The organism is Kitasatospora sp. NPDC040550 (assembly GCF_055594965.1).
On the sequence record NZ_JBVIWC010000027.1, the window covers coordinates 17,303 to 28,386 of the forward strand.

General features: G+C 72.5%; 8 protein-coding genes and 1 pseudogene. 2 read left to right on the forward strand and 7 right to left on the reverse strand.

Translation table 11 applies throughout. The annotated features are described in order from the left end of the window. Positions 1 to 181 precede the first annotated feature (181 nt). Entirely contained in the window at positions 182 to 736 is a 555-nt protein-coding gene (locus ACZ58X_RS31815; protein ID WP_470337039.1) for a hypothetical protein, read from the reverse strand. A gap of 233 nt (positions 737 to 969) precedes the next feature. Further along, positions 970 to 1,155, reverse strand: coding sequence for a hypothetical protein (locus ACZ58X_RS31820; RefSeq protein ID WP_470337040.1), 186 nt, complete (start codon positions 1,153 to 1,155; stop codon positions 970 to 972). A gap of 96 nt (positions 1,156 to 1,251) precedes the next feature. On the opposite strand from ACZ58X_RS31820, the gene ACZ58X_RS31825 reads away from it, so the two are divergent. Then, positions 1,252 to 2,328 (forward strand): ADP-ribosylglycohydrolase family protein, encoded by a 1,077-nt coding sequence (locus ACZ58X_RS31825; RefSeq protein WP_470337041.1) that lies wholly within the window; start codon positions 1,252 to 1,254, stop codon positions 2,326 to 2,328. Positions 2,329 to 2,557: 229 nt separating this feature from the next. On the opposite strand, the gene ACZ58X_RS31830 is transcribed toward ACZ58X_RS31825, so the two are convergent. Then, positions 2,558 to 5,035, reverse strand: a complete 2,478-nt coding sequence (locus ACZ58X_RS31830; protein ID WP_470337042.1) for a helicase-associated domain-containing protein — start codon at positions 5,033 to 5,035, stop codon at positions 2,558 to 2,560. A gap of 263 nt (positions 5,036 to 5,298) precedes the next feature. Continuing rightward, positions 5,299 to 7,182, reverse strand: coding sequence for a DNA/RNA helicase domain-containing protein (locus ACZ58X_RS31835; RefSeq protein ID WP_470337043.1), 1,884 nt, complete (start codon positions 7,180 to 7,182; stop codon positions 5,299 to 5,301). A 965-nt stretch (positions 7,183 to 8,147) separates the two neighbouring features. On the opposite strand from ACZ58X_RS31835, the pseudogene ACZ58X_RS31840 reads away from it, so the two are divergent. Next, a pseudogene (locus ACZ58X_RS31840) lies at positions 8,148 to 8,717 on the forward strand (bifunctional DNA primase/polymerase); the annotation flags it as partial. A 12-nt stretch (positions 8,718 to 8,729) separates the two neighbouring features. Here the strand turns inward: ACZ58X_RS31840 and ACZ58X_RS31845 are convergent. The 3 genes from ACZ58X_RS31845 to ACZ58X_RS31855 all read right to left on the reverse strand — a co-directional run bounded on the left by ACZ58X_RS31845 (position 8,730) and on the right by ACZ58X_RS31855 (position 11,024). Next, a complete protein-coding gene (locus tag ACZ58X_RS31845) occupies positions 8,730 to 9,203 on the reverse strand; it encodes a hypothetical protein (protein WP_470337140.1) in 474 nt (157 codons plus the stop codon). A 25-nt stretch (positions 9,204 to 9,228) separates the two neighbouring features. Next, positions 9,229 to 10,527, reverse strand: coding sequence for a hypothetical protein (locus tag ACZ58X_RS31850; RefSeq protein ID WP_470337044.1), 1,299 nt, complete (start codon positions 10,525 to 10,527; stop codon positions 9,229 to 9,231). A 158-nt stretch (positions 10,528 to 10,685) separates the two neighbouring features. Next, the gene (locus ACZ58X_RS31855) at positions 10,686 to 11,024 is read right to left on the reverse strand and encodes a hypothetical protein (protein WP_470337045.1); all 339 of its coding nucleotides are present in this window, start codon (positions 11,022 to 11,024) and stop codon (positions 10,686 to 10,688) included. Positions 11,025 to 11,084: the final 60 nt, after the last annotated feature.

Genomic DNA, 11,084 nt, shown 5'->3' on the forward strand with positions numbered 1-11,084 from the left:
GGCCGGGGCTGGTATACCCAGGCTGAGTGAGGCTGTTCAGGCCGTGCACAGGGCTCATCTGGCGCGCGCCGCGCCGCAGCGGGTAAACGGCTCGCGCCTGCCACGCTCCTGTCCCCCGCCCCGGCATCTGCCGCCACTGAGCGGGCCTCGGCACACGCGCCTCCGACAGTGGGGTGGCGTCTCAGAGCCCGTCCTCATCGCCCTGGTCGACGTCGGGCAGCGTCTCGCCGAACCGTGCCAGCGCCTCCTCCGGCCCGCAGCCGAAGGCGCGGCCGATGTACTCCCAGGTCATCATGCTGCTGCGGGCCTGGCGGCCGGCCATCAGCGCGGTCGATCCCGCGGCGCGCTCGAACCGGGCGGCAGCACGGGCGGCAGCGTACGGCGCACTGTCCGTCAGGTCGCAGATCCGGTCCACCAGCGCCGCGACCAGTTCCTCGACCTCGCGCGGCACCACACCCTCGGACTGGTCGACGTGCCCTTCCCAGTCCGCGAACGGCCCGGTGGCCCCGCCCACCGCCTCGGTCGCCGCGTCGTCACCGAAGTCCAATAGGTGCGCCCGCTCGCCCCGCCAGCCGCAGCTGCAACCACCGCGCACCGCAGCGGCCCGAGGACCGTCCGCACCGTTGTAGAGCCACCAGGTGGTGCGCCCGTCCGGCAACGGTGCCGGCTCGCTGCCGTCCGCCAACACGGCCGCCGGAAAACCCTGGTGGCGCCCACCCTCGTCAATCCATGGCATGCCGTGTCCCTCGCGTCCCTGGAGTACAGCACCAGGGTTCTCAGTCCATGACGCACTGTCAAGACCCGGCGACAACCAGTGCGATCCGCCGGCGAAGGCATCGACCCGAGAACAGGGCCATAGGTGTCCGAGGCGTCGAAGCCCATCAGTCGAAGCCCGTGCAGACGCCCCGAGCTCGCACGTCCCGTCTCGGTGGCGGACACCGTCGGGGAGTCCCCGACGGTGTCCGCCGTTCAGGCCGGTGTCGGCTGCGCGATCTGCCAGCGGGGTCCGTCCGGGCTGCCCTGCCACGCCCATGGGGAGTCGGGGGTCACGGTGATGCCGTAGTCGTACGGTTCGGGCCGTCCCAGCCCCTCCCACTGGGCCCAGGCGGTCATCACCTCGTCGCCGATCAGGCGCGGCCCGCTCTGTAGCAGCACCGGCCGGCCCGCCGCTTCTCTCCGTAGCTGTGGTGGGATGTCATGACGAACACGGCGACGCGAGGGGAAGGGCGGGGGCGGGTGGGGGATGCGACTGTGAGCGAGGCCCGGGTACGGGGGCTGGTCCTCGGATCCGCGCTGGGGGACGCGGCCGGGGTGGTCCGGGGCCGGTGGCCGGCCGAGGGGCCGCTGCGGATCGGCGTCAGCACCCAGCTGGCGGCCTTCACCATCGAAGGGGCGATCCGTGCCTCGGTACGGCTGGACCACAAGGGCATCTGCCACGCGCCGACCGTGATCTGGCACGCGTACTGCCGCTGGGCCTTCCTGCAGGGCATCGAGCCGGAACGGATCTCACAGCGCTGGGCATCCGGCAGCGGCAGCGGGTGGCCGACCGGCTGGCTCGCGCGAGTGCCCGCGCTCCGCGAGCGCCGAGGCTCGGCGCCGGCCACAGTGGCGGCCCTGACCGGGCTGACGCAGGGCACCCCGATGATGCCGGTCAACGGCAGCCGAGGAGCCCACGCGCTCACCCGGAGCCTGGCCCTCGGACTGCTGCACCTCCTCTCCGGTCCCGACACCTGCGCCAAAGCGGTCCGCGAGACGGCCGCTCTCACCCACGGCGCCCCGGACGCACAGGACGCGGCCCTCGCCGCGGCCGGGCTCGTGGCCCACTGCCTCGCCGAGGACGACCCCTTCCGGACGTGGACCGCCTCCTCCCCGGACGACGCCCACCCGGTCGACGCCCTGCTCCGGCCCCTGGCCATGCCGCACTCGGCGAGCCCCGACACGGTCCTCGAACTGCTGAAGGCCCCCCGCGCCGTGCCCGACCGCGGGCAGCTCGCCTGGATCGCCCCGGACGCGACCGCCGCCTCGGCACTGCTTGGCGCACTCTTCGTGGTCTCCCGCTTCCCCGGCCGCGACACGGTGGACGCGGCCCTGCGGTTCGCGGCCGGCGCACCGGATGGCCACTCGGTGGCCTCCACCGCCGGGGCGCTGCTCGGTGCCGCGCACGGCGTCGACGCGCTTCCGGTCGAACTGCTGAGCCGGCTCGAACTCGCTTGGGTGCTCGACACCCTGGCCCGGGACCTGCTCCAGCAGTACGTCGACCCGCCCGGCGGCAGCGCGTACGTACCGGCCCGCGACCCGCACTGGTGGGACCGCTACCCGGGCGGGTGACGACCTCGGGCAAGCCCTCTGTGTGCCGATCCCGGTCGGGGTCCGGGCGGCCAGGCCGTCGAGGGCCTGTCGGCGACGCCGCCGGGTGTCGTTGGCCGGTAGGACCCGGCGGGCGTTCGGCCGGGCCACGAGCGGGCAACGGGGGGTCGACTCCCCTGGGGGGCAGTAGCAAGTGCCTCCCGACCGTGCCTACGTCAGATGCTCCTCGGACGGGCTCGCCGTGTCCGGGCTACTCGGGCATCACCCCGTGGATGCGGGAGAGGGTGAACACCCGCTCGTCGTCGCGCAGGTGGCACCAGGCGTTCAGGTAGGGGGCGTCCAGCGCGAGTCGGCTGAGGGTGCGGACGGTGGTGTTGCCGGAGGTGGCGACGTACTCGATCGTGACCGCCAGTTTCTCGTCAACCGCGTGGGCCAGCTGGCGGACGTCGGTGAAGGAGAGGTTGCGCGCGTGCCCGGCGATGATCTCCTCGGTGTCGCTGGCGTAGGGGCGGCCGTCGTACGGGTCGGGCTCCGGTACGTCCTGCGGGGCGTCGCGGAGCCGGGCGGCGAGGGCCCGCAGGTCGACGGACGGTCCCGCGCTCGCGCTGCGGGCCTCTGTCCGCCGCGTCCGGGGCCTGCCGCCGGGCGGGCGCGGGGACGGAAGCGGGGACCGGAGCGGGTCGGCCGCGCGGTGGTGCTGGGCCCGTTCGATGCGTACGGTCCCGTCGGGCTTCTCTGCGACGGGGGCGTAGCCCGCGGCCCGCAGTGCCGCGAGTGTCTTGTCGGGTAGGGTCCGGCTGATCAGCACGGTGGGTGCGAGCTGCCGCAGGCCGAGTGGGGCGAGCTTGCGGTGGGCGGCGAGTTCGGCCAGGAGGGCGGGCTCCTGGCCGTGGATGACGCAGGCCGCGGCGGCGACGCGTACCCGGCCGTGGGTGCGCGCGGTGTCGTGGATGAGGTAGGAGATCGGTTGGGGAAGGGGTTCGACGGCAACGGCGGCGAGGTCCGCCGCGAGGGCGTCGGGGGTGAGGCCCGCGTCGAGGGCGCGGCGGACGCTGCCCGGGCTGAACCGCCAGACGGAGGCCGCACCGGCGCTCTCCCGGTCCGCGGCGCAGTCCAGCAGTGCGTGGAGGTGCGCCGACGGCGTACCGGTGACCACCGCGGTGAGGTCGCTGCCGAAGCGGGCGCTCCCGCTGGCGGCGGGCAGCAGCCGTCGGCAGGCGTCGGTCAGGGCCCGGGCGGCCTCGGCGTCGTCAGCGGCGGCGCCACCGCCGGCGAGCAGGGCGGCTCCGATCGGGGACACGGCCCCGAGGGCGAGTGCGCCGAGCAGTTCCGCCTCCCGGATCAGGGTGGCGAACGGCGTGGCGTCCTGCGGGAGTTCGTCGGCGAGCGGACGGAGCCACCCGAGCAGCTCCCCCAGGTCCGCCGGGTTCGCCGCGCCTTCGCCGGCCGGGAGCTGTGCCGCGGCGGTGAGCAGCCCGTGCCTGGCCTGGGCGCAGCCTGCGCACGGCGGTGCCCCGGCCAGGGCCGGCAGGGCCTTCCCGTCCTCGTCGCGGCCGGCGCCGGGGGTCAGCGGGATTGCCCACCAGGCCCGGAGCAGTAGGGCGAGCCGGTCGGCGGGTTCCTGCTCGGCCCAGGTGTCGTAGGCGGCGGTCGCCGCGACCCGGTCGCCGTCCCGGGCCATCAGCCCGGCCGCACTCGCGGTCTCCAGGACGAGGCGTACCGGGATCTCGTCGCACTGCGCCGCCTTGCCGATCCGGGACAGCTCGCGGGCGCCGACCCCGCCGGACTTGAGCCAGGCCGGCGGGGCCGCGGCGCACACCTGGAGGACGGAGGTGGCGTGGGCGGCGAACGCCATCGAGGCGGCCGCGGCCTCCCGTTCGACCTCGGCGGCGGTGGCGGGCACCGACCGCACGCCGGGAGGGACGGGTGTGAACGGGGCGTGCCAGTCGGCGCCGCGCAGGGCGAGGGCCACCTCCGCGGGCATGCGGGCCGGCCCGTACCGGTAGTGGTCGCGGATCAGCAGTCCCCGTTCCACCGCCCACCGTTCGGCGGGCGTGGAGTCGGTCTGCGGAGCCCCGAACATGATGGGGCGCGGCTGGTCCCGGGCCTCGCGTGCCCGCCGTTCGAGGAGTTCCCGGGTGGCCGCGGGTGCCTTGGCCACCAGCGCGGCGACCCGGGCGGGGTCGCCGTGATGGTCGACCAGTGCCGCCAGCCGCTGCTCCTTCCTGTTGGCAGCGGGTTTGACACCGAGTTTGGCCGCCATCCGGGCCAGGTCGTCGGAGCTCGAACCCGCGAGCAGCCGCACGAGCGGTGCGTCGAGTCCCAGGGGAGAGCCCCACGCGTTCCGCAGCGGCGCCGCCAGGTGCAGCCGGCCCTCGCCGTCGGACCACGCCAGCGCGCGGTCGGCCAGCGCCTCCAGGGCGGCGGCCAGTCCGTCGGCGCGTTCCCCGTGCGTCGCGTCCAGGAGGCGCGCCAGGTCGTCCCGCGACGCGGATGGCAGCGCCGCGGCGGCCTCCGCCACCTGCAGGCACGGCAGCGTGAGTCGGGGTAGGACCAGCGCCACCGACGCCGGACGCTGGAGGCGGTCCGCCAGTTCACCGACCGAGCGCGGCTCCGGAGCCGACGCGGCGTCCGGACGCGCCGCCAGGACCCGCTCCAGCGCGGGTGCGTCCAGTCCGCCCAGCCAGGCGGCCAGAGCCGATCCGCTCTTCTTACCGATGGGGAACACCTCACCACGCAGGAGGACGGCCGTGCCCGGCCGGGGCCGGCCGGGGCCGGCCGGAGGCACCAGGATGGCCTACCGCCCGCAGTGAGCGCGAAGTGCTCCTGAACTCCTGTGGACGGGCCGGGTCTTCGAGACGATGGAGGATTCGAGGCCGCGGATCGGGAGGTACCACTCGTCCGACGCCCGCTTCACCCTGTTCGTCCTCTCGGTCGGCCGGGTTTGTGAGCGCTTCGGCTCGAACCCGACGATCCGCCGGCCGGCCCGCGTCAGGAGGAGGGCAGCAGGGTCGCGAGGTAGGCCTGGGTCTCGGGGTCGGTGGAGTGGAGGCGGGTGCCATGGGTGGCCCGGGTGGCGAGGACGCGGTAGGTGTTCAGGGCATAGCGCAGGTAGCGCTGCGGCGGCAGGTCCCGCAGTTGCCTGGCGTCGTGGCTGGCCTCGGGGTGGGCCTGCCAGCGGCCGTCGCGGCGGAGCAGGTCGGGGCCCAGGATGACGGCGCCGAAGGCGTATTCGAGGCCCTGGGCGGTGTAGATGCAGCCGACCTGGTCGTGGCCGCCCTGGTCGGTCGCCCAGAAGGGGCGGGGCGGGACGTCGGGGAATCCGGGGACGGGCTGTTCGGCGCGCAGGTTCCAGGGGCGGGCCCAGGAGTGCTCGTCGTCGTCCGGGCCGTGCCATCGGATGGCGACCTCGGGTTCCAGCGGGGGGACGGCCTCGGAGTTCCAGGGCCAGCAGAAGCCGGCGGTGATCCGGGCGCTGCGGCCCTGCTCGGCGTGACCGTCGACCCAGGCGGCGAGGGCGTGCGGGTCCGGGCTGAGGGCGAGGTCGTAGCCGGTGCCGTTCCACGCTGTCGGGGTTTCGTCCGGGGAGAAGAGGAGGTCGACCCACCGGTGGTAGGCCTGGGAGCCGTTGCAGCGGAACTGGGTCTCCAGGTCGATGCGGCGCAGCACCGTCCCGGACTCGTCGGCGTGCTGTTCGAGTTCGTCCAGGGTGATGCCCTCGGTGGGGCGCACGATCTGGCGCTCGTCGAGGAACAGGACCAGGACACCGACCCGGTCGAGGAGGTTGCGCAGGGAGGCGGGGAAGCCGGAGGTGCGCTGCTCCGGGTAGGTCTCGGCGCGGTGGGCCTCGTCCAGGAGGACGACGCTGCTCTTGTCCAGCCCGCCGGGCGGCTGGCGCCTGAACGTCGCGACGAGGCCGCGGGAGTCCTCGCGCAGCAGCCGCTGGAGCTGCCGGGTCAGGGCGCCCGAGGTCGTCAGCAGGCGGGGGTTGCGCCCTTCCATGCGGCACAGCTCGCCCATGAGGCGGGCAGCGATGGCTGTCTTGCCGGTGCCGGGGCCGCCGGTGACCACGACCAGGCCGCCGGGGCCCTTCCCGCCGGCCGCCTTGACGGCGTCCAGGATCGCCAGGCGGGCGCGGTCCTGCTCGCCGACGAGGGGAAACTGGTCCCGGCCCTCGATGTTGTCGGCCAGTCGCCGTAGTGCGCGCTGGGAGGGCCGGTGCTCGCCTGAGAGGAAGCGGTCGATCGCTTCCTTCGGTGCAGGCGTCAGGCCGCTGCAGCGGAGGCGGTCCGCCAGCTCGTCGGCGGGGACTGCGTCGGCGATGTCGTCACGGCCCAACAGCGGGAACTCGGCGCTGGGCGAGTTCGGGGACACCATGGCGCGCAGGTGGCCGAGCAGTTCGGGCCCGGCGTTGTGCAGGAGGGCCACGCCCCGGGCCTGGACTCCGGCTCCGCCGACGGCCCAGTCCCTGAGGTAGTGGACGTAGCCGCCGACCTGTCGGGCGGGGTGCGGCAGGGTCCGCTGCCCGACCTCCAGCATTCCGGGCTCCCCGGGGGCAGGGATGGCCCACGTCCACTGCTTCAGCTCGACCGTCACCACCGTCAGCTCGGCGTTCGCGTCCTGGCCGACGACGGCGACGTCGACGCGTTCGCCCGTCCCCGGGAGCGACAGCTCCAGCAGGACGTCGAGGTCTCCCAGGCCGGCCCGCTCCAGTGCTTCGAACAACACAGGCCAGCTGCGTCGCCAGCTGCCGACCTCCTCCTCACCCGGCTTCGTCCCGTGCTGTGCACTGAAACGTGCGGCGCACGCGTCGACGAACTCCGGCCGGGCGATCTGGCGCACCGCCTCGCTGATGGTCCCCCCGTATACATGCATGCCCGAATGAATACCACTGGCCGCCGATACCGGGTAAACCCGGCCGACCGGAACCTGCCGGAGCACTGGTCTGAGACCGGCGGCCCGGAGGACGGGGCATATCCGGACCAGAGTCGCTTCGGTCGCTTCAGTAGCTCGACGGCTTCGGTCGCTGCCCGGAGGGGTTACGGCGTTTCGCTGGGTCAGTTCCCCAGTGACCGCCGCCCCGCCAGCAGCGACCGAGCGACTCAAGCGACCCAGAGCGGGAACTGCGCGCACGACTGTTCGGTGCCGGAACCTTGTCTTGGGGCGCTGGCGCCGTACCAGGTCCCAGTCGCCGACAGCGGCGGCCCAGCTACTGAAGGCGACCCCCAGCGACGGAGCCGACGGCTTCACCTCGGGGCCGACGCGCGCGACACGCCTGGACCTGAGCCCCCCGAGAGACTCAGTCGCTTTCAGTCGCTGAATAAAACCCCAGGTCAGACGCTATACACTCATCCCAACAGCGACCCAAGCGACCCAAGGTCGGATATATGAAGACATTCCCGTGTGCGTGTGCGCGTTATAGACCCGGGCTTCAGTCGCTTCAGTCGCTGTTGGTTGGGAAAATCGGCTCCGACCTGCGGAAACATCCGTAGGCCGAAAACAGCGACCGAAGCGACTCGGTCGCTGCCCCAGGGTTCGGTCGCTCAGTTTCGTCCCAAGTCCCAGCAGTCCGGGACCGTATGTGCTCGCTCGGCTAGTCTGTGTGAGCTATCTTCTGGACTTCGGTCGCTTGAGTCGCTGATCCAGCACCCGCCAGTACTCTGACCTGGCTTTTTTCTGTCAGCGACCGAACGAGGACTCGAATCCGGGCAGCTACCGAGCTACCGAAGAAGCTGAGCAGCTACCGAACCAAAAGGGGAAGAGACCAGCGTGACGGCGCCGATGGCCGTGGGGAGCGACCGAACGGAGCGCCAGCCGGACGCACTGGCCGTCGCGCGCTGGTGTGCCGCCCAGGGCCGGCCCGTCCATCCGCTGGCCCGGGACGCAAGACCCCGCCCGCGAACTGCCAACCCTGCCAGGACTCCCCCCACTCCCCCACCGAGTGCTCGTGCCCCCGCGTCGGTCGCTGGTGCCACGGCTTCCACGCCGCCACCACCGACCAGGACATCATCGGCGCCTGGTGGAAGGCCAACCCGGGCTTCGGCGCCGGAGTCGCCTGCGGCCCGGTCGGCGTGGTGGTCATCGACGTCGACAGCCACCCCGCCGACGTCCCCGCCCGGGACCGGATCCTCCCCGGCATCCCTATCCACGACGGCGTCGACCTCGAAGGCCTGGAGAACGGCTACCACACGCTCGCCCTGCTCGCCGCCCTGCGCAAGGCCCCCGACCCGTCCCAGGACACGGGAACCCTGCGCGTACGCACCCCCTCCGGCGGACTGCACCCCTGGTACCGCGACGAGGCCAACCACCGCTTCACCTGCTCCACCGGCTCCTCCCCCCGGGCGGGCCATGGCCTGGCAGGTCGACGTCCGCGCCCACGGCGGCTACATCGTCGCCCCCAGCACCGTCACCACCGGCGGCACCTACACCCCCTGCCCGGTGCCACCGCCCCCGCCCCGCTCCCCCAGTGGCTGGCCGAGGAACTCATCCGCACCGGGCACCTCAAGGACCGACCGGGCCAGCCGACCGCGCCCCAGCCCGCCGTCCCCGACCGCGCCCGCCAGGCCGTAGTCGCCGCTGGCGGCGGCAGGCGCGGCGCCGAGAAGGTCCTCGACACCGTCCTCCAAGACGTCACCGACTGCGCCACCACCCCCGAGGGCGCGCAGCGCCTGCCGGATCACAGTGTTCGACGCCGCCCCAGGGCGCAGCAGTCGCTGGAGCTGGTCGGCGGTGGCGGCCTTGAGAACGCCGAGCGCGCCGAGGACGTCGGCGCGCAGCGCGGTGGTCGAGCCGTTCGGGTTGGCGGCGCCGCGCCGGTACGCGGTCCGTCCCGGCCTGGACGGCTGCGGCTGCGCTGGTTCGACCGCGTCGGCCTGGTCGTCGTTGTCATCGGGCAAGGCAAGGCGGTGACGGGTGCGGGTGTCAGACCGGGTAGAAACCCACCCTCTCCGCGCCGGAGGTATGGAACGGGTACATCGTGGCCTGGTCCTGGTCACTGAGGTCCAGTGGGGGATCGACATTCTCAACGACGATGACCTGGGCGCTGGAGTCGTCGTGGAGTGCCCGGTAGAAGTGGCCAATAACGTTGCGGGGAATTTCAAAGTCCTCGTCAGGCTCGCGGTAGGTCAGGAGCGGTGAGTCGAGGACAACGAAGCCCGGGTGGCGCAGGCCTCGCTCTGCCGTGTATCGCGCGAGCGCCATGGAGAATGCCGCGTGGATGATCGAGCGCATACCCCTGCCGCGGCTGCTTCGCGGACGGTCGTCGACACAGATCTCGGCGGTCCTCTGGTCATAGTTGACGCGGTTGGCCCCAGGGATCTGCCAAGAGGTCAGGATCTCATGCATCGTCCGCTCGAAGTCGGCGATGTCAGCTGCGGGAATTCCGTCAGCTCGGGTGGTCGCGGGCACGGGCGGTGTGCTCGACAAGGTGGCCTTCAGGTCCTCCAGCCGCTGGATCTGGGCATGGAGGGCAAGATTGGCCTGAATCTTGGTTCGAGTTGTGAGCAGGGCTCCGGTGTCCTCGTGTAGTGGTGCGAGGCGCTCATCGAGGCTCGCGAGTTCGCCACTGATCGCGCCGCTGGCTGAGATAAGTGAGGCGAGATCGCCTTCCAGCAGCCTCAGTTGCTCCTCAAGATCCTCCATCGTGGTGAGCAGGTCAGCATGGAGTTCGGTCGTCTTGCGGGTCTCGGTCGCAACGGCCGCCTGGAGGTCATCCGTCTCGGCCATCTGGTGGCCGGGCTGCTGGTGTTCGGGGGCCGCTCCGCAGAAGACGCACGGGCCCTCTCGGAAGAAGTAGCCAAGAAGGTTGCCCGCCTCGGCGACCATGCGCAGGCGGTCGAGGTCAGACTCGTACTGCTGGCGGAGGAGTCCGAAACGGCCCATCAGGGTCCGGAGTTCCCCCGCGCGTTCGCGATTCTCACTCGTCCGCAATTGCAGGGATCGGCTGCGTTCGACCAGTGCGGAGCGCTGCGTGACCAGTGCCCCAGTGGCTGCTGATGCGTTGGTCAGAGTGTTCTCAAGTCTGCGCAGCTGGTCGTGTAGCTCGGACTCGCTGGTTGCAATCGCCAGGCGCGGACCCGGCCGCCGGCCTCCGCGCTCTCCAACGGGGCTGGCGCTATCAGGGTGTTCTGCCCGGCCACCAAGGTGCCCACCGTGGCCATCCAGGAATCCCGTGCCGTCATCAAGGCGGCGCAGCCGACGTCCCTCCCGCAGCCCGAACACCCGGCGAGGTACGTGACCCCGTCGCCAGGGCCGCCGAACATTACCAAGGCGCAGCCGGCCGTCCCGCCGACCAAACCTCCCTGCCCACATCGTGGTCCCCGGACTTCCAGTATCGGTTTGCCCGCCACCGCAAGCGCCTCGTCGCCGCACCGAACCGCTCACCAGGGAATGTGGGCGCCCGCCAGACCGGCGTGCAATGCGCTCAGGAAGGTGTAGACGCCCAGGAACGGCACGGGGACGGCGGCTCCGAGCCCCGCAGAGAACCAGAGGCGGTCGGTCCGCCGTGACGCCAGCCAGGACCAGCCCGCCCCGACGGCGGCCCCGGCGGCCGTCACGCCGACGATGATCAGCGCCTCCCTCCAGAGCCCGGGCTGGTGCGAGGTGGAGTGGACGTGCGTCAGGTACCCGAGCATCGCCAGCAGCGCAACCGGCACGAGCACGGTCAGGACCACCGAACACCCGCTCACCTGCCGGCGGTACGGATCGTCGTCGTTCATGTCTCCCCACGAGTCGCAGCCGGGGCCCGAACTGTCTTCCGGGCCCCGGCGATTGTGTCA